The 20,186-nt window shown below is 44.3% G+C and carries 16 protein-coding genes; 14 read left to right on the top strand and 2 right to left on the bottom strand.

Going from position 1 to position 20,186, the window contains the following annotated elements; genetic code table 11:
• Nucleotides 1-30: 30 nt before the first annotated feature.
• From DSL64_RS27740 to DSL64_RS27730, 3 genes are read left to right on the top strand one after another with little or no spacing between them, the layout of a single operon-like run.
• Nucleotides 31-1,110 (top strand): sialidase family protein, encoded by a 1,080-nt coding sequence (locus DSL64_RS27740; protein ID WP_115834228.1) that lies wholly within the window; start codon nt 31-33, stop codon nt 1,108-1,110.
• Nucleotides 1,098-2,006, top strand: a complete 909-nt coding sequence (locus DSL64_RS27735; protein WP_115834227.1) for a sugar phosphate isomerase/epimerase family protein — start codon at nt 1,098-1,100, stop codon at nt 2,004-2,006. Before DSL64_RS27740 ends, DSL64_RS27735 begins: the two co-directional genes overlap by 13 nt.
• Before the next feature lie 13 nt (nt 2,007-2,019).
• A complete protein-coding gene (locus tag DSL64_RS27730; RefSeq protein ID WP_199539524.1) occupies nt 2,020-2,655 on the top strand; it encodes a DUF3826 domain-containing protein in 636 nt (211 codons plus the stop codon).
• On the opposite strand, the gene DSL64_RS27725 is transcribed toward DSL64_RS27730, so the two are convergent.
• Nucleotides 2,652-3,422, bottom strand: a complete 771-nt coding sequence (locus DSL64_RS27725) for an IclR family transcriptional regulator (RefSeq protein WP_115834226.1) — start codon at nt 3,420-3,422, stop codon at nt 2,652-2,654. The two genes, DSL64_RS27730 and DSL64_RS27725, sit on opposite strands and share 4 nt — an antisense overlap.
• Before the next feature lie 206 nt (nt 3,423-3,628).
• Between DSL64_RS27725 and DSL64_RS27720 the strand changes: the two genes are divergently transcribed.
• From DSL64_RS27720 to DSL64_RS27680, 9 genes are all read left to right on the top strand, one after another.
• Nucleotides 3,629-4,696 (top strand): Gfo/Idh/MocA family protein, encoded by a 1,068-nt coding sequence (locus DSL64_RS27720; RefSeq protein WP_115834225.1) that lies wholly within the window; start codon nt 3,629-3,631, stop codon nt 4,694-4,696.
• Nucleotides 4,697-4,866: 170 nt separating this feature from the next.
• Nucleotides 4,867-7,176, top strand: a complete 2,310-nt coding sequence (locus DSL64_RS27715; RefSeq protein ID WP_115834224.1) for a glycoside hydrolase family 95 protein — start codon at nt 4,867-4,869, stop codon at nt 7,174-7,176.
• A 152-nt stretch (nt 7,177-7,328) separates the two neighbouring features.
• Nucleotides 7,329-8,534 (top strand): GTP-binding protein, encoded by a 1,206-nt coding sequence (locus DSL64_RS27710; protein WP_115834223.1) that lies wholly within the window; start codon nt 7,329-7,331, stop codon nt 8,532-8,534.
• An 82-nt stretch (nt 8,535-8,616) separates the two neighbouring features.
• On the top strand, nt 8,617-10,017 hold the full coding sequence (locus tag DSL64_RS27705) for a serine hydrolase domain-containing protein (RefSeq protein ID WP_115834222.1): 1,401 nt from the start codon (nt 8,617-8,619) through the stop codon (nt 10,015-10,017).
• A gap of 105 nt (nt 10,018-10,122) precedes the next feature.
• Nucleotides 10,123-10,680: an RNA polymerase sigma-70 factor gene (locus DSL64_RS27700; RefSeq protein ID WP_147300432.1), complete on the top strand. Its 558-nt coding sequence runs from the start codon at nt 10,123-10,125 to the stop codon at nt 10,678-10,680.
• Between the two features lie 81 nt (nt 10,681-10,761).
• On the top strand, nt 10,762-11,421 hold the full coding sequence (locus DSL64_RS27695) for a hypothetical protein (RefSeq protein ID WP_115834220.1): 660 nt from the start codon (nt 10,762-10,764) through the stop codon (nt 11,419-11,421).
• Nucleotides 11,422-11,525: 104 nt separating this feature from the next.
• On the top strand, nt 11,526-13,922 hold the full coding sequence (locus DSL64_RS27690) for a TonB-dependent receptor (protein WP_115834219.1): 2,397 nt from the start codon (nt 11,526-11,528) through the stop codon (nt 13,920-13,922).
• A 96-nt stretch (nt 13,923-14,018) separates the two neighbouring features.
• A complete protein-coding gene (locus DSL64_RS27685; protein WP_115834218.1) occupies nt 14,019-15,176 on the top strand; it encodes a PepSY-associated TM helix domain-containing protein in 1,158 nt (385 codons plus the stop codon).
• An 86-nt stretch (nt 15,177-15,262) separates the two neighbouring features.
• A complete protein-coding gene (locus DSL64_RS27680; protein WP_147300431.1) occupies nt 15,263-16,489 on the top strand; it encodes a DUF4374 domain-containing protein in 1,227 nt (408 codons plus the stop codon).
• An 87-nt stretch (nt 16,490-16,576) separates the two neighbouring features.
• Here DSL64_RS27680 and DSL64_RS27675 read toward each other — a convergent pair whose 3' ends face one another.
• Entirely contained in the window at nt 16,577-17,020 is a 444-nt protein-coding gene (locus tag DSL64_RS27675; RefSeq protein ID WP_115834216.1) for a hypothetical protein, read from the bottom strand.
• 147 nt (nt 17,021-17,167) lie between these two features.
• Between DSL64_RS27675 and DSL64_RS27670 the strand changes: the two genes are divergently transcribed.
• Together DSL64_RS27670 and katG are read left to right on the top strand one after the other, a co-directional pair.
• Nucleotides 17,168-17,575 (top strand): hypothetical protein, encoded by a 408-nt coding sequence (locus DSL64_RS27670; RefSeq protein ID WP_115834215.1) that lies wholly within the window; start codon nt 17,168-17,170, stop codon nt 17,573-17,575.
• Nucleotides 17,576-17,782: 207 nt separating this feature from the next.
• Nucleotides 17,783-20,047, top strand: coding sequence for a catalase/peroxidase HPI (gene katG, locus DSL64_RS27665; RefSeq protein ID WP_115834214.1), 2,265 nt, complete (start codon nt 17,783-17,785; stop codon nt 20,045-20,047).
• The last annotated feature ends 139 nt before the right edge of the window (nt 20,048-20,186 follow it).

Below are 20,186 nucleotides of genomic sequence, written 5' to 3'. Positions count from 1 at the left end.
GTTTAATAAAATAGTGTTAATTGATTGATTATGAATAAAAAGTATATTTTTCTTGTTCTGCAGATTTTGCTTATAGCCAGATCGGCAACAGCTCAAAAATGGAAAGAAGGTATCCTCAGGGATGAATTTGTTTTTGAAACGGCACCTTTTCCAGAGAGTCATGCGGCTACTATAGCAGAGACACCTTCTGGCCTGGTTACTGCATGGTTTGGTGGAACAAAAGAGCGCAACCCCGATGTCGGAATATGGCTTAGCCGTATGGAAAACAATGTTTGGAGCAAACCAGTAGAGGTAGCTAACGGAGTCATTAATGATACATTGCGTTATGCTTGCTGGAATCCCGTTCTTTTCCAGATCCCGGGTTCAGACCTTCTCCTTTTTTATAAAGTGGGACCGAACGTGGCAGGCTGGAAAGGATTTGTAATGCGCTCGTCAGACCACGGTAAAAGTTGGTCAAAGGCGGAGCAGTTGCCTGACGGCTTTTTAGGCCCTGTAAAAAACAAACCGATTTTATTATCGGATGGATCCATTCTGGCACCATCGAGCACGGAAGGAAACGGCTGGCATGTACACTTTGAATTGAGTAAAGATCGGGGTAGAACATGGACTAAAGTTGGTCCAGTTAACAGCGATAGATTAATTAATGCAATTCAACCATCTCTGTTAGTGCACGGAAATGGCGATCTACAGATTTTGTGCCGGAGTCAGAATAGAATGATTGCTACCTCGTGGTCTAAAGATTCAGGCCTGTCTTGGTCTAAGATGGAACTGACTAATATGCCGAATAATAACTCCGGAACGGATGCTACAACTTTGAAAGATGGCCGGCATATTCTGGTATACAACCACGTCAAAACACCTGAGAAGGAAAAGAAAGGAGCCCGGACACCGCTAAACCTGGCAGTCTCAAAGGATGGTATAGATTGGGAAGCTGCATTGGTATTAGAAGATTCTCCGATCAGCCAGTACTCGTATCCTTCCGTCATTCAATCTGCAGATGGCATGCTGCATGTGGTGTATACATGGCGCAGGCAACGTATTAAGTATGTGAAAATTGACCCATCCAAACTGAAAACCAAACCCATTATTTCTGAAAAATGGCCACTGTAGAAATATCTGGCGATCTGAACAGAAGACGCTTTCTGACAATACTGGCTGGGCTTGGCCTTTCGGTTCCCTTGTATGCCGGTAGTGAATTTTTTCTCAAATCAGAGAGATACAAAATTGGCGTTATTGATCTGATGTTACTAAAAAGACAGAAAATCAGTGCATTGGCTCTAGCTTCTGAGATAGGCGCAGATGGAATTGAAATTGACATGGGCGGACTGGGTGACAGACCCACTTTTGACAACAGACTCTCTGATGTTACTGTTCGGGATGAATACCTGACCGCAGCTAAGAAACTTAATCTGCAGTTTTGTTCCCTGGCGATGACTGGCTTTTACGCACAATCATTTGCAAAGCGGGAAGGCGTTGAAAGAATGGTTCAGGACTGCATTACCACCATGCAACAGATGCACATTAAGGTCGCTTTTCTGCCTTTGGGCGTACAGGGAGATCTGGTAAAGAATCCCGAACTGCGACCACTGATTGTTGAAAGGCTCAAAAAGGTGGGGGCCCTGGCTGAAAAAGCAGGTGTAATTATCGGTATCGAAACAGCACTGGATGCAGCAGGTGAGGTGAGTTTGTTAAAAGAAATAGGATCCAAAGCTGTGCAGATTTACTTCAATTTTTCCAATCCACTGGAAGCAGGCAGGGATCTTTGCGAAGAGCTTCGGATTTTAGGTAAAAAGCGCATTTGTCAGATACATTGTACGGATAAAGATGGCGTTTGGCTGGAGAACAATCCAAGGCTGGATATGAAAAAGGTGCGTAGAACGCTGGATGAAATAGGATACGAAGGATGGCTCGTGGTAGAGCGATCCAGAGACGCAGCAGCACCAAGGGATGTGAAAGGAAACTACGGAGCGAATACAAAGTACCTCAAATCAATTTTTCAGGTTTAGTTAAACAACTTTAATGATGAAGAAGAAATTTAAAACACTCTCTTTGATTGGGATGATCTTGCTTACTGGAAACCTGTTCTCTCAGAATGCCAGTGATCAAAAAGCATCTGATTATGAACGGGCAATTCAGTCGAGAGCTGAAAAGATAATAAAGGAGCTTAACCTCAAAGATTCTGTTCAATTTAAAAATGTTCAGGTCTTGATGGTCAATCAATATAAACAATTGAATTCGGCGGAACAGATAGCGACAGAAGCAAAGAAGAAAGGTGACACAGCTGTGTTTCGTCAGTCAGAAAGGCTGTTGAAAGAAACACATGCCTCTTACCTTCGTGACTTATCTGCCCAACTGAATCAGGAGCAGGTAGATAAAATAAAAGACGGCATGACCTACAGCGTGCTTCCTGTTACCTACAACGCCTATCAGGATATGATTCCTTCCTTAAAGTCAGAAGAAAAGCGGCAAATTCTTACCTGGCTTACGGAAGCCCGCGAGTTAGCCATGGATCAGGGCAGTTCTGATAAAAAACATCAGGTCTTCGGTAAGTATAAAGGCAGGATCAACAATTACCTTTCCGCCCGCGGTTATGACCTTCAGAAGGAACGAAAAGCCTGGGAGGAAAGGATTAAGCAACAAAAAGGTAACGGCTAATTGACACCGAGGCGGGACAGAATTTTCTGCGCAGCTTCCTTTGTCTTTTCGACGATTCCTTCAAAGTTGGCAGATGGCTCGTCACGGGCCGTAAGAGCAGCAACCGTTAAAGTGGCCAGCAAATCTCCCTGAGAAGAAAGCAATGGGACACATATATCGGTTACGCTTCGCGTGGAGTCGCTGTCTTTCACCAGATACCCCGTTTGCCGTACCTGTTCAAGCATAGCCAATGTTTGTTTTTTATCTTTTGCCGACTGGTTATTGTATGTCTGATTACTCTGTAGTATATAATTCTGCTGATCTTGCCCTGTAAAAGCAAGGAGCACACGTCCTGAAGTGGTTTGTAACAGAGGAAACAGGCTACCTTCTTCGATGGATAAGGAAACGGGTCCGGGACTTCTCGACTGCGCAATTACCATTAGTTTTTCGGAGTAAAGTATCCCCAAATGACAGGATTGATTAATATCCGAAGCCAGTTCATCCATAGGATGTTGAGCGGCGCGGCGGATGTCATCTACTGGTGAATGCCTGTGGGACAGATGGAAAAGCTTAAGCGTCAGCTTGTACTTTCCCGATATTTCATCCCGCATCACGTATCCCTTTTTTTCAAGGCAAACCAGCATTCGGTAAATTTCATTTGGCTTCTTCTGAATTCCGACTGCGATCTCTGCCTGAGAAAGTGACGCGGCTTTCAGCGACAAATATTCCATGATCTCCAAGCCCTTTTCCAACGCTGGTGCCTGATATTTATCTTCAATATTCTTCATGTAGACTGATAGTGGGAAATGACATTTAATTTATATGTAAAGTAAGACTTTGTTAATAAACTTTTCCTGTATTGGTGTTGAAATTTATTTTATATAGTTGAAGCAGCGTTTCGTTCGCTCTGTTAACAGTAAATTAATTTTGGAATGATTGCATTATTTTCAGGGTGTGTGATGGCTTTTAAAGTCGACTAATAAAATTACAAGCCATGGAAATTGCATTACCCACACATTATCCGGAGCCCTTAACCAGGCGACCCATTATGATTGTCGGTGCAGGTGGGGTGGTCAGAGATGCCCATTTACCTGCTTACAAAAAAGCCGGTTTCGATCTGGCTGGCATTACAGATATTGATCCGGACAAGGCACAGCAGCTGGCGGAGCAATTCGGGGTGAAGTGTATTTTTTCAGATATAGAAGAGGCGGTTAGCGTCTTGCCCGAAAACACCATTTACGATCTGGCTACAACGCCTGATCAGTTTCTGAACCTACTCCCGTTTTTACCAGACGGAGCCGCTGTGTTGCTGCAAAAGCCATTTGGAAGCAATGGGGCACAGACGCAAGCGATTTATGATTTGTGCAAAAGCAAAAAGCTGATGGCTTGTGTCAATTTTCAATTGCGATTTGCGCCGGCGGTGGTTGCCGCCAGATATCTGATTGACAATGGTTTTATAGGACAGGTTTACGATTTGGAAATGAGGCTGACAACGCATACACCCTGGGAAATTTTTCCTTTGTCAGCCTATGCGGACAGGCTTGAAATCATGTATCACAGTATTCATTATATCGATCTGATCCGTTCTTTTTTGGACGAGCCTGCGTCAGTAATGGCCAAAACCTGCGGTCATCCGCTCAAATCGTTCGATTCTACCCGGAGTACCATTTTGCTTGACTACGGCGATACTGTCAGAGCGGTTATTAATACCAACCATGATCACAATTTTGGCAACAGGCATCAGGAAAGCTACCTGAAAATAGAGGGTACAAAAGGTGCTGTTAAGATAGGTTTGGGCGTGCTGCTCAACTATCCCGAAGGGTTGCCGGATACTTTTGAATATTATATTGAGGGCGAGGACGGCAAAGGGGAATGGCGGTCTCCCGCTATTGAAGGAACATGGTTTCCGGATGCATTTGCAGGTAGTATGAGAAGTTTAATGAGCTATGCTGAGGGAAATGCCATCAGCTTGCCAACCAGTGTGGATGATGCGTTTCGTACTATGCATTGGGTAGAATGCGCTTACCGTTCGAGTGTTCTCGGAGGAGTTTCTGTTTTGTAAGTAATAAGCATTATCATGAATCAATTTGTAAGCGTATTTTGCCACCGGCTTTCAGCAGCTGGCAATCGGCTAAAAAGTGGTTTCCGGCATAGGTTTGATAGCCGAAAGCAAACATGCTCATATAATTCTATTCGTGATAATGTCTAATTGATGATCTAAATTTCTTGTGTATGTTTTCTGTTTTTTACCGCAGTCTCTGTTTTTGTCTTTTACTGCAATGTGTTTTGAGTGGTCGTGTGTTTTCGCAAAACGATCTTAAACTTTGGTATACCAAACCTTCCGCGCAATGGGAAGACGCCCTGCCGGTTGGAAATGGCTCTCTGGCAGCCATGGTGTTTGGTGGTGTTAAATCCGAACGTATTCAGTTTAATGAGGAAACGTTATGGACTGGAAAACCACGTAGTTATGCCAAAAAAGGTGCATACAAACATCTCGGTCAGATTCGTACTTTATTGAATGAAGGCAATCAAAAGGAGGCTGAAAAATTGGCGTTTGCCGAGTTTATGGGCGATCCGGTTCGGCAGATGGCTTATCAGCCTTTCGGAGATGTATATCTGGATTTTCCGACTCATACCGATTCCACGAATTACCAGCGGGAACTGGATCTGGTAAAAGGAATTAGTACTGTTTCTTACCAGAGTGGTGGCGCGCGTTATACGAGAGAGATTTTTGCCAGCTATCCCGCCAAGGCTATTTACATTCACCTCAAAACTGACAAGAAGGCAAGCCTGGACTTTGGAATACGGTTTGACGCCTTGCATGCTGATAAGATTGTAAATGTGAAAGGTAATGAAGTCACATTGCAGGTGAAGGTTCAGGATGGTGCTTTGTATGGAGTTAGTACAATAAAGGTACTTACGGACGGAAAAATCTCGTCAGAAAACGGGATTTTAAAGGTGAAGGGTGCGGGTAGTGCTACATTAATTCTGTCAGCAGCAACCAATTACATTGATTATAATCATGTCAACGGAAAGCCTGAGCAAGTTGTGAATGCGGTGCTCACTAAAGCTCTTCTCTACGATCAGGCACGCAGTCAGCACATTCAGGATTATCAGGCACTTTTTTCAAGATTTAACCTGACACTTCCCGGAGGAGCCAGTTCTTCTTTGCCAACGGATCAGCGTTTACTTGCCTTTAAGTCCAATCCTTCAGACCCGTCTTTTTTGGCACTCTATGTCCAGTACGCGCGCTATTTGCTGATCGCAAGCAGCAGGCCGGGAACACATCCGGCGAATTTACAGGGAAAATGGAATGATAAACTCAAACCATCCTGGGACAGCAAGTATACGGTCAATATCAATACAGAAATGAATTATTGGCCCGCCGAAATGACCAATTTGACTGAGTGCCATCAGCCTCTTTTTAGTATGATTAAAGACCTTTCTGTAACCGGAGCCGAGGTGGCTAAGGAGTATTATCAGGCGCCGGGCTGGCTTGTGCATCATAATACGGATGTATGGCGCGGTGCGGCTCCGATCAACGCTTCCGATCATGGAATCTGGGTTACGGGTGGTGCGTGGCTAAGTCTTCATTTGTGGGAACATTACCGGTACACTCAGGATAAGGCGTTTTTGAAAACGACTGGTTATCCGCTGATGAAAAAGGCTGCAGAATTCTTTACTGCATTTTTGGTTGAAGATCCGAAAACGGGCTACCTGATCAGTTCTCCTTCCAACTCTCCTGAAACGGGCGGGCTGGTGGCTGGTCCCACGATGGATCACCAGATCATTCGCGGATTGTTTCAGGCATGTATTGAGTCGGCTTCGATATTAAATACCGATCAGCTATTTGCTCAGAAATTAAAGGATTTGAAATCAAAAATTGCTCCGAATCAAATTGGCAGAGCAGGGCAATTACAGGAATGGACCACCGATATTGACGATACAACAAGTCACCATCGTCATGTAAGCCATTTGTGGGGCGTATACCCCGGAGAAGAGATTACGCCATCGGGCACGCCGCAACTTTTGGATGCTGCTAAAAAATCGCTGGAATTCCGTGGTGATGATGGTACTGGATGGAGCCTTGCCTGGAAAATTAATTATTGGGCGCGGTTTCTTGATGGCGATCATGCCTATACGATGATCCGCAAACTGTTCAATCCCATTATGGACGCCTCCGTGAAAAAAGGCGGTGGTGGTTCTTATCCGAACCTGTTTGACGCACATCCTCCGTTTCAGATCGATGGTAATTTTGGCGGTGCAGCGGGCATTCTGGAAACATTGGTTCAGAGCCACTTGGGCGAAATTCATTTACTCCCCGCGCTTCCTTCTGCACTACCGGAAGGAAAAGTGTCAGGATTGATTACGAGGGGTGCATTTGAATTGCAGATGTCCTGGAAAAACAATCAGCTGGAAAGTGTAAAAGTAAAGTCAAAGGCCGGAGGGAAATGTGTGATCCGTTATAAAGACAAAGTCGTGACAGTACCGACAGAGAAAGGAAAAACGTATCAGCTGGACGGTGGGTTGAAGGTGATTTGATGGGGATGAAGTGAGCTAATGAATTTGCCGGTATGTTTCCAATTCTTGCAGACCGGCATTTTTATTGAATTCTATTTTATTTGCAACAATGTTGCATTTATAAAGTAGAGTCAATTATATTTGCAACATTGTTGCATTTGTAATTTATCACTATGAACCCAAAGAAAATACCTGTTACAGTCCTCAGCGGATTTTTGGGAGCAGGGAAGACGACCTTGCTCAATCACATACTTCATAACAAACAGGGCCTAAAGGTCGCTGTGATTGTCAACGACATGAGCGAAGTAAACATCGATGCTCAGCTTATTGAAAGTCAGAATACGCTGAGCCGGACCGAGGAGCGACTTGTGGAAATGTCGAACGGTTGTATTTGCTGTACGCTGCGGGAAGATCTGGTGATTGAGGTAGAGAAGCTTGCGCGTGAAAACCGTTTCGATTACCTGCTGATTGAAAGCACGGGAATCTCAGAGCCTGTTCCAGTGGCGCAAACCTTTAGTTTTGTAGATGAACAAAGTGGGATTGATCTATCGCGGTTCGCTACGATCGACTGCATGGTGACAGTGGTGGACGCATTGAATTTTGCTTCTGATTTCGGATCCATTGATACGGTCACTTCAAGAAACCTGAGTGAGGACCCTGATCACCGTACGATTGTGAATCTTCTCACCGACCAGATTGAGTTTGCCGATGTGATTTTGCTGAACAAGACAGATCTGGTAAGCAGAACAAGACTGAAGGAGTTATCAGCCATCATCAAAGCTTTGAATCCCGGGGCAAAAATTATAGAAAGCAGTTTCGGTAAAATTGATCTGAACCAGATTGTCAATACAGGTCTGTTTGACTATGACCGCGCTGAGCAGTCTGCCGGATGGATCCGTGAACTGGAACTTGCAGATCGGGGAGGGCATGTACCTGAAACACAGGAGTACGGCATTAGCTCATTTGTTTATCGCCAGGAAAAACCTTTCCATCCTGAGCGTTTCTGGAATTATATACAGGGACAATGGCCTGCGGGAGTCATCAGAAGTAAAGGACTATTCTGGCTGGCATCGCGTCCGGATCAGGCTTTCAACTGGAGTCAGGCCGGTGGTTCGGTCAGAAGTGAATCTGCGGGAGTGTGGTGGGCGAGTATGAGTTTGAAAGAGCGAATGCGGTACCAGGCATATATCGGGAATCGTGATACAATTCAGAGTCGATGGGGACGTTTTGGAGACCGGATGAATGAACTCGTGATGATTGGTCAGGATATTGATCAGCAGCAAATTACATCAGAGTTGAATGCTTGCTTATGCACACAAACGGAGATTATTCAGATGGAATCTGGTCTTTCATTTAAGGATCCTTTTCTTATGATGTAAAAATTAATCGTGACATATACAGATTGCTGAAAATGATTACATTAGCCGCTAAATAGTGTATCACATCATTTTTTCTGGTTGTATGTCACGACTTATTTTACTATTGCTGATCTTCCCGATTTGTGCTGAGGGAGTTCAGGCTCAGTCTGCATATAAGGCAGACTTTTCTGACCTTAAAAAATGGGAAGGAACCTATGAATATATCGGGAACTCTACGCTTCAGATCGCCGCGTCGCCGAAGGATACCATGCTCTATGCATTGATAGGAGCAGCCAGATACAAGCTTCGTCCCTTCAAAAAAGACATCTTTCTGAATGGTGGAAATCAGGAGGTGGAATTTCTCAGCGATGCAAAGCACATTTCGGGATACAAAGTAAAGGACGGGCAACCCGATAAGTTGTACAAGTTGCTAACTAACAAGGTCACCTTCTCAGACAGTATCTGGTATGCGAAGCCTTTAGGATACAGCTATGCTTACAAGGCTCCCGTGGCTCGGAAAGACGGGCTGCCCGTGGGTTCGTTGGCAGGCTCAGACCTCGACGCGGACCTGATTCATAAGATGATAGATCGCATTATCGACGGCACGTATCCGAATATACATAGTGTGCTTCTCATCAAGGACGGTAAACTGATTCTTGAAGAATATTTCTACGAATATCATGCTGATAAATTACATGAGCTGAGATCGGCGAGTAAGACCTTTACGTCAGCACTGGTTGGCGCTGCTGTTTCAAATGGTTTTATAAAGAGTCTGGATGATAAGGTATTAACTTATTTTCCGGATTATCAATTCCGGAATCTTACTCCACAGAAAGAAGCTATTACAATCAAAAATATGCTCACTCAGCAGTCGGGATTAGCATGTAACGATTATGACTCCAACTCTCCGGGAAACGAGACGAAAATTTACAGGACAGCTGATTGGGTAAAGACCATACTGGATTTACCCATGGCGGGAGAGCCGGGAGATAAAGCAGACTATTGCTCAGGCAATACGATCGTGCTGGGCAAAATTGTCGAAAAGTCTTCGAAATCAAGCCTGTATGATTTTGCCGGAAAATACCTGTTTGGCCCGCTTGGTGTCAAAAATTTCAGATGGGATTTCATTACAGATCAGCAGCATCAGGATGATTTCGGACAGGTTTACCTGAAACCGCGCGACATGGCGAAGCTGTGCTTGCTTTACCTGAACGGAGGTAATTGGAAAGGAACCCAAATTCTTCCTAAGCAGTACGTGGCTCAATCACTTATGAAACATGCTGTCGTTGATGGTATAGATTATGGCTATTTGTGGTGGCGCGAATCATTAACGGCTTCGGGTATCAGGTATGACGGCATGGCAGCAAAGGGAAATGGCGGACAGCGCATTTTCATCTGGCCGGAGCAAAATATGGTCGCTGTGGTGACCGGAGGAAATTACAATACGCAGTCGCCTGCCAACAAAATGCTGATTGAATGTGTACTGAGTGGTTTGAAAAAATAACAGCTCAGGATTGTTGAGAGATAGATGAATTGATAAAAGAAGAAATCGAATGCTAAAAATTATTAATTATAATTAATCTAAATAATTACTTTTTAACATACATTTGTGCCCGGCAACGACTTTTCAGACCACTATTTATTTCATGAAGTACAGGATATGATCTCCCGGGAATGGTTTGAACAGGTTTACAAGCAGTATGTAAAGAAACTTTGTACAATATGTTACAATGTTGTCGGCGATGAGGAAGTGGCACGTGAGATTGTACACAATGTTTTTCTTTCAGTTTGGGAAAGACGGGATGTTTTGGACCTACATTCGGATATTGAGCATTACATGGTTCGTGCAGTAAAGCTTTCCTCCCTGGAACATTTACGTACTTCTGTAATTCGTCAAAAGCATTTATCCATCATTGCTTCCCGCCAAAATTCACAGGCTAACACCACCGAACAGCAAATTGGTTTCTCGGAGCTAAAAAGTCGCATTGAATTATTGACATCAGAATTGCCCCCGCAATGTCGGCAAGTATTTAATCTCAGCAGAGATAAGGGGTTGTCCAACAAGGAAATAGCTTCTCTCCTGAATATCTCTGAGAAAACAGTTGAAGCCCACCTTTCTAAAGCGCTCAAATACCTGCGCAGCCAGCTAAACGAATTTACTTTCTAAATTTTCCTGCTTCAGTAAGGGGAATCGTGCCTTTAATCAACTTATAGAAGGCTGGTATGTTTTGACCAGTCTTTAAAAGCTATGGACAAGGACCTTTTAGAAAGATATGCATCCGGAAACTGCACTGCAGAAGAAAAGCTGCTGGTAGAGCAATGGTTGAATTCCTCCGGAGATGAACCTACTGCGTTATCAGATGGCGAATTGGCAGAGATGGATACTCATATATGGGCATCACTGTCACAGCATGTAGGCAATAAGCAGATTCCATCAAAAGGACTTTTCTTTAATCCTGTATTTCGCTTTGTGGCGGCTGCTTCCGTATTTGTAATGCTGGCTGCGATGTCAGGTTATTTTTTTCTTGGGAACCAGCCAGCATTTATTGATTTTACATCCGGTGTCCATCCCGATCAATTCCGGAGTACCACTGCCTCAATGGACTTTTATCTGGAACCACATAGCAGTGTGCAGGGAGAATTAAAACGACGTAGAGGAAATCTGGATTTTAGTGGTTCTATAAAAATGGTCAACTCATCTGCGGCTGATTTACTCATCAATTTCCGTGCTCACGACGCTGAAGTCTCGTCCGGCAGACGTGTACGGATTCAGTCACAGCAAACCTATTACGTTGGCTTATTGAGCCAGCAACACGCACCTGACGAAATACTGGTGGTCAATGCGCAGCAGCTACAGGATCTTCCGCCAAGGATTCGCATTATGGCATTCAAAGATTACAGTATCTGACGTTTACACACTCCGATCTGAATAGTGAAGAATCGAAACTTCGGTGCTTCATCGTGTCCCTTTTTATTATTTCAATTCAGTTTAATTAAATATAATATACTTCAATGCTCAAAAACATTACAGTTTACAGAATACTGATTTCGCTCCTGGTCTTATGTATAAGTGCAAGAGAGCTCTTTGCTCAACAAACCGGCAGCTTAAAGGGAATCGTGGTGACCGCCGACGGAGCTGCGGCTGTCGGAGCAACTTTGGTACTTAAAAAAGGGAATTCAGGCGCAGTTGCCGACACAGAGGGTCAGTTTCTGTTTCCATCCTTAGAACCAGGTCATTATACGCTTTCGGCCAGTATGGTTGGTTACACATCCTTAAATGAAAAAGTCGAGATTCGCGCTGGTGAGCAGACTGAAATCAGGATTACCTTACAAACAGATATGGTTCAGCTGCAAACCGTAGAGGTAACAGGCCGTCGCGACAGCGGTTATAAGTCTGACTATTCCTTTGCTGCAACCAAGAGCGCAATACCGGTAACGGAAATTCCGAGTACGGTATCCACGATCACGCAGGCGCTGATACGCGACCGGCAGGCGGTGCGATTTGATGATATTGCCCGCAACACCAACGTACGGGTTACCAACAATGGTCGCTCTGTTGTCATACGCGGCTTTGTAAGCACCACCCGACTCATTAACGGACTCAGAACTTTGAATGAAAATTACCGCTTCCCGGCTATTTCACCGGTTGTAGAAAGTTACGAGGTCGTGAAAGGACCGTCGTCATCCATGTTCGGGAACATGAGTCCTGGTGGTGTGGTGAATCTGGTTACAAAAAAGCCATTGGCCGATAAAAAGCAGGCTGTTTCGTTCAGTGTGGGTAGCTTCAATACCGTAAGAGGAGATCTTGATTTTACCGGTAAGGTAACGGAAGACGGTAAAATTCTTTATCGGATAAATGTATTCGGGCAGAACAGCGATACGTGGTATACCAACATGAAGGATAATGGTTTTACGGTGGCTCACTCTTTTTCTTTTTTACCAAAGGACGGTACACGTATTAACGTTGATTTAAATCATACCCGGCTGACAACGATGGAGCACGACGGCCTTTTTCCGTTTAAAGGTAAATCCATAGACCAGACACCAATCGGATTTTCGGTATTACAAATGGGTGATCGTAACAAAACATCTACGACTTCTCTGAATATATCTGCGAGTCAAAAGTTAGGTAAAGTGTTGACATTGAATGTCTCCTATTTGAAAGACCTGCTGACCTGGGATGACAAGCGACATGTGGCGAACGTGTATCTGGGCGACAGAGCCTGGTCGGCAGGTGATAGCAGTGTCAGTGTAGCTTATGCAGAATGGGATTCCAAAACTGATTCGGATAATATCACAGCTTATCTGACGGCCGACTTTAACTCAGGGAAAATCGCGCACAAAGCACTCGTAGGTTATGACTATAACGCTTCTTTGTTCAACTGGGGAACCTATCGCAATACAACTACGAACATTGGAAGTATAAATGTGTACGATCCGGCCAAAAGCAGTAGTGCATTGGACGGTGCGACTTACCCACTCAGCGCTTACACCTACGACCGGGTGAATAAAACGCGGGATTTTGCGAATGGAATTTATTTCCAGGATCAGGTGAGCTTTACAGAAAGACTTAAAGTACTGCTTGGTTTACGATTTGAATCCTACACTTTCCGCCTTGCTTATCAGACGCCTGTACAAAATGACGTATCCCAGAACGCTTGGTTGCCCAAAATCGGTGTTACTTATAATTTACCTTCCAATACGCATGTATACGGTTCGTACATCACAGGTTTTCAGCCTGTATCATCAGGATCGCTCGTATTCGGTAGCGTAGAAGGAGGGGGAACCCTTAAACCTGAATACAGTAATCAGTTCGAGTTTGGCGCAAAACAGGAGTTGTTTGGGAAAAATCTATTACTCACAGCGGCCGTGTATCAGATTAAAAAAACCAATGTTACTCAGCTGACAAACCCCGGCGTTGTCAATGCGAATGACCGTATCTGGAGACAGCTGGGAGAAGTTACTTCAAAAGGATTTGAATTAGAATTTAACGGACAGGTGAGTCGGGCGTTTTCGTTGAGCGGAGCGTACAACTATAATGATGCACAAATCTCAAAAGATTTAAATGAAGCCAATGTGGGGCAGCGTTTGGGACTTGCTCCGAAACATCAGGGGAATATCTGGGCAAAGTATGAATTGGTAAAACAAGGAGCGCTGAAAGGACTGGGTTTTGGTTTTGGCGCCAACTTCTCATCAGAGACGCCTATGCTGCAGGCACCAGCCTTATCGACTCCTTCCTATACTGTGCTGGATGCCGCCCTGACGTACAAAATTGATCGGGTTAGCTTCAACTTCAATCTTAATAATATTACCAATAAACGCTACTATACCGGTGCGGTAAGAGCTACAGAACGCTATTACGTGGGAGCTCCACGGAGTTTTATGTTCCGGGTAGGTTACAGTCTTTAATCAAAAATGGTGAATTGAAATTCACAAATTCATAGAAATGTCCTGCTGATTTCTCTATTGGCAGGACATTGTTTTAAAACGACATGGCGAAAGATTATGAATTTAAAAAAATTTGCGGGTAAAGTACATTTATGGTTGGGGCTGCTTAGCGGTGCTGTTGTACTGGTTGTGGGTCTTACGGGATGTATACTTGTTTTTGAAGAAGAAATATGTACTCTGCTCGACTATGGTGTTTTTCAGAAAGTGGAAAAAGTGAATCTGCCACTGGCAAAACCATCACAAATTTTTGCCGTAGCCGATTCCGCACTCGCTGGGAAAAAAATAGCAAGAACTTACTACACCATCTATCCTGGTGAAAAGAGGGTCAGTGCTTTGTGGGCGCTGGACTCTACACGTAAGTACCACGCAGTCCTACAGAATCCCTATACCGGTGCCGTGGTCAGCAACTTTGACTATCAAAATGCCTTTTTTACTTTGATGACCCACATTCATATTTCGTTGGGAATGGGTGAGGTTGGGCAGCACATGGTAAGTTACGCAACACTGATTTTTGTAGTGTTGATGATCACAGGTATTATCCTATGGAAGCCAGGCAGCAGGAAAGGATACAGGCAAAGGTTCACTATCAAATGGGATGCAAAGCCCAAAAGGATCAATTACGATCTGCACAATGTGCCAGGCTTCTACATGACCTGGATTGCCATCTTTATTGCCATCACAGGGTTGGTGTGGTCATTTGAATGGATGAACAATTCTGTTCAGTTCATTGCCAATGCGGGCTCGGAAACAGCTCCCTTTGAAATTCCAAAATCGGATACATCAAATAGCAATTCTCACAAAGTGGGTTTCTACAAGGTTGCAGATAGTTTGTTTGTTAAAATCGCTCAGCGTTCCGATTATGCCCGAGCAATAAGAGTCTACCGTCCAAACGGTAGCACCGATGCGCTTCGTGTTACAGTAGAAACTACACTTGGAGCAGGCTATGCACGATCAGATGATTTCTATTATGATCAGTATACCGGTAAAGCTCTGGCAACGCAACTCTTCTCAGATCAGTCAAACGGAGAAAAAATCCGTAGAATAAACTACTACATCCACGTTGGGAGCATTGGAGGGTTTACCGGAAAATTACTTGCATTCTTTGCCAGTCTGGTCGCAGCTTCTCTGCCTGTTACGGGTCTGGTCATATTTTTAGGAAGAAAAAAATCGGGAAGAGGTCCCCGCAAGAAAATGATACACAAGCAAGTTGTGTAAAACTGCGGTCAGGTACTGTATTCTTTGTTGTATGTGAGCAAAGTGTTGCTTTAATTTGCCGTACAATAAGTTTTCTACTACATTCAATGCATTACCATCGATTCAGTCATCTCTGGTCTATTTTAGGACTTTTACTTTTTTTAGGGTGTGATTCTAATCAGGATGGTTCTTCGGGCTCTCCGCGACATTATTCTTTAGGATTAAGTATTGACGGCGTAAGTTGTGTGATACCGACGGATAGTCTGTTTGGAAAGAGGATTGATGCGAGTGATAAGGGACGGCAATATGACGCCAAAAGTCTGATTCGTTCTGATAATTATATCTACTTCTTTAGTCAGCCGGAAAAGAAGTTCTTTCAATATGAAATTGACCCTGATGGGGCATTGGTGGAGAAAGCAGGGATTTCGGTGGCTGGTTATGTAACCGAACAGGCCTACTCGCAGAATCTTCTGGATAGCACTACAATATTGATCATGGATCCCGTCAAATGGGGAGAGCCGGAAGTTAAATGGCTTACAATCAGTATACCTGATCTGAAAATATCGGCAAGCGGAATTTATCAGCTGCCTTTTATGGAACAGAGTCACGATATGGCGTGGAAGTCCAATATCGGTCGTGCTGTGCTACATGCGGGTAAATTAATTATGGGAACTGTTTATTATGACTTCAAGGGTAATTTTGCCAAAGGAGCTCATGTAGTCGTTTTCGATTATCCGGGGATGATCAATCCTCAGCTGGTTTCTACTGATCTGATATCGGCGGAATTGGGAATTGTTTCCACCAATGGTTTTGTAAAGTCAGCAAACGGCGATCTTTATATTGCCGCCTGTCGTGGTGCAGTTATGGGCACAATTTCAGACAATGATGTTTACGGCGGGATTCTCAGGATCAAAAAAGATCAGACGTCGTTTGATAAGGATTACCTGTTCGATTTGTCTGGTGCGTTGAAGCAACCGGTCAATATTATGCAGCTGGATTATCTGGGTTCGGATAAGGCCATGGCCATATTATTTGACGATACAAAAATGAAAGGTTGGGTCGACTCGGAAAATGACCATTATTTCTTCGGCAGACTGGATCTGGAGTCTAAAAAAATCCAAAGATATAACGTCCCGAAATCCGATGCACGCATTGCCAAAATGCCATTTATTTCTGACAGTAAATACACTACATTTCTTAAAAGTCATGCGGATCAAACTGTTCATATTTTGGAAATTGATAGCAAAGGTGGCCCTGATGCTTTCAGGAAAGGTGCTTTGATTGATGGAAAGAATGTACGCGGGTATGGCATTATCGCACATTTGTCCAGGTAGATACAAAGCCGATATTGCTGGAAAGTCTCTTCTGTATTCTTTGCACTTTTGTCATACCAACTTCATCTGCCACTTCAGCATGAATGCTTAATGATCTCTAAAGAAGGAGTTCACATCAGCGTATATCTGGTTTTCTATTTCACCCAACCTCAGCGGCGAAAGGTCAGCTTGCTCTTTAATGTTCACACGTAATTTTTCGCGTTCGTTTTCATCAAGTGTGAAGGGTAAGATTGAAAGTTGATCCGTTATCACAGGATCGGCAAGTACCAACTTGATCGAAGGGGAAGTCTGATTTAACCAATCGGTTATTGCAGTATTGGTGTATGACAACCGGAGCGGCAGAATAAAATCATAATAGGCTTCACCAAATCTGATTACGGCTGTCGCTATCGGGTACCGGAAGTCAATACGTAGCTTTACTTTTTTGGCATCTTTCAAAATGTGGTCGCCGAAGTGGGTATTCTTCAGAATGATATTAAGAGCGTCAGAAGACGGTTGTAGTCGGGCTGCGTCGGGAAAAGATTGTTGCATCGTTATAGTTTTGAACGTGGGAAAGAAGAAAGTAGATTGTATAAAGTTGATCCGTTCGGGGGTATATCAACCTCGTAAATAGCTTTTGGTTGTGATATGAATGGTTACCTCTAAAAACCAACAATTTTAAACGAAAATCCTACACACATGAAATTTACGAGCTTTTACAAAAAGTTGGGGATCGTGAGCTTTGTATTATTTGCTATCGTACTTTTTAGTTGCAAAGACAAAGATAAACCGACTGTAGATCCTGTAAATGATTTTAGCGGAATTTATAAAGGTACGCTTGTGATTACTGAGTATTTCGGAACGCTTCCTTCACTCAACCAGGAGCAAGAGGTTGTGGAGAATAAAGAAATCGCCATCGTGGCTACCGAATCCGGCTACATTTTAAAGGAGCTCGATAGCTTTGATGTAATTACCGATTCGAATCTGGCAATTTTGGGACAGGACTCCATGCACAAGGATGGGGTAAACGGCGGTGGTACATTAACTGACGGGCAACTTGTCATTGACATGCACCGTAACTACAGTTATACCTCCACCTTATTCTGATATTTGATTTTAAGGGTATACATATATTGTCTGTTCAGAGCGATTGAGATGTGATGTCTAAGGTCTCTACTGGTCAGTTGAAATAGATTTTAACTATCATTTCATAAAATAAATCAATTATGATTATTTAAGCGCATGGTATAATTTTATTGCACTGCCTGATAATCCGGAAGGCGATTGACAGATTTTAAACATGAACTCGTAAAAATGGAAAAAGAATCAAACGACATCAGTAAATGCCCGTTTCACAACGGTACCTTAAATCACAATGTGGCAGGAGGAGGAACACGGAACCCTGACTGGTGGCCTAATCAGCTTAAAGTGAACATTCTCCGTCAGCATTCTTCGCTTACTAATCCGTTCGGTGAGGAATTCAACTATGCAGAAGCATTTAAAAGTCTGGATCTGGAAGCAGTGAAGCAAGACCTTCATGCGCTGATGACGGATTCGCAAGACTGGTGGCCTGCGGATTTCGGTCACTATGGTCCGCTGTTTATCCGTATGGCATGGCACAGTGCAGGAACTTACCGCGTAACAGATGGCAGAGGAGGAGCAGGTTCCGGGCAGCAGCGGTTTGCTCCGTTGAACAGCTGGCCGGATAACGTAAGTTTGGATAAGGCACGCCGCCTGTTATGGCCAATTAAACAAAAATATGGTCGGAACTTATCATGGGCTGATTTGCTGATTCTTTCAGGGAATATCGCGCTTGAATCCATGGGCTTTAAGACGTTTGGCTTTGCTGGTGGACGTGCGGATGCCTGGGAAGCAGATGAGGACGTATACTGGGGATCGGAGACCACATGGCTGGGTAATGACAAACGTTATGCGCATGGTTCAAAGGGAGTTGATGACAACGGTGTGTTGGTTTCTGATGATGATGCAGATGGCTATATTCACTCTAAAAGTCTGGAGCAACCACTTGGTGCGGCTCACATGGGTTTGATTTATGTAAACCCCGAAGGTCCGAACGGAAACCCTGATCCCGTTGCTGCTGCACACGATATACGCGTTACATTCGGAAGGATGGCGATGAATGATGAGGAAACCGTAGCGCTGATTGCCGGGGGACATAGCTTCGGTAAAACGCATGGTGCTGCACCATCGGATAACGTTGGCAAAGAACCGGAAGCGGCTGATCTGGAATTGCAAGGTCTTGGATGGGCTAATAAATATGGCACAGGTCATGGTGCTGATACCATCACAAGCGGTCTGGAAGTGATATGGACGACTACACCGACACAATGGAGCAATAACTTTTTCGAAAACCTGTTTGGCTTCGAATGGGAGCTCACCAAAAGTCCGGCGGGTGCACATCAGTGGGTAGCGAAGGATGCCGGCGGAATCATTCCCGATGCTTTTGACAGTTCTAAATTGCATGCACCAACGATGCTTACCACCGACCTTTCATTGAGATTTGATCCGGTTTATGAAAAGATATCCAGGAATTTCCTTGAAAATCCTGATGCTTTTGCTGATGCCTTCGCGCGTGCCTGGTTTAAGTTGACACACCGTGATATGGGACCGAGAGAGCGTTACCTGGGAGCGGATGTGCCCGAAGAAGTATTGATTTGGCAGGATCCTCTACCGGCAGTAGACCACGTATTGATAGACAGCAATGACGCATCGGATCTGAAACAAACTATACTGGCGTCGGGTCTGAGTGTTTCTGAACTTGTGGCAACAGCATGGGCCTCTGCAAGTACGTTCCGTGGCTCCGATAAACGCGGAGGTGCCAACGGTGCACGTATTCGTTTGTCGCCTCAGAAGGATTGGAAAGTAAATAATCCTCAGCAATTACAAAAAGTATTGAAGGTATTGGAAGGTATTCAAAATGAATTCAATACCAATCAGTCCTCAGGGAAAAAGATATCTATTGCCGATTTAATCGTGCTTGCAGGTGGTGCAGCAATAGAAAAAGCTTCGGGCTTTACGGTAACCGTTCCGTTTACTCCAGGTCGTACAGACGCAACACAGGAACAAACAGATGTGGAATCAGTAGGACATCTGGAGCCGCTGGCCGACGGTTTCCGTAGTTACAGCAAAGGCAGACTAAGTGTTTCAACAGAAGAAATTCTGATCGACAAAGCGCATCTGCTGACTTTGACTGCACCGGAACTGACAGTACTTCTGGGAGGCTTGCGTGTATTGGATATCAATTACGACGGCTCGAAAAATGGCGTTTTCACAACCAGACCCGGCCAATTGACCAACGATTTCTTCGTGAATCTGCTCGATATGCGTACGGCTTGGAAATCCACTTCCGGTGATCGTCAGAATTACCTGGGTTCAGATCGCAGTACTGGCCAGCCTAAATGGACTGCAACCCGTGCGGATCTGGTATTCGGATCGCACGCTGAACTGAGAGCAGTTGCAGAAGTATATGGCAGTGCTGATGCTCAGGACAAATTCGTAAAAGATTTTGTAGCTGTGTGGACCAAGGTAATGAACCTCGACCGCTTTGATTTGAAATAGCTTTTAGCGATCAGCTGTTAGCTCTGAGCAGCCGTTCCGGTTTTTGGGACGGCTGCTTTTTTGTGTGTGTCAGGCATGTTCTATATCTATAGGGTGCAAGTCCCGAACGAGAGTTGCAGTACTTATCGTTAGCTGATGG

The sequence above is a fragment of the Dyadobacter luteus genome, from assembly GCF_003383615.1.
Classification (GTDB): Bacteria; Bacteroidota; Bacteroidia; order Cytophagales; family Spirosomataceae; genus Dyadobacter; species Dyadobacter luteus.
Note: the sequence above shows the minus strand (reverse complement) of the source record. Positions and strands in the feature narration are given on the sequence as shown.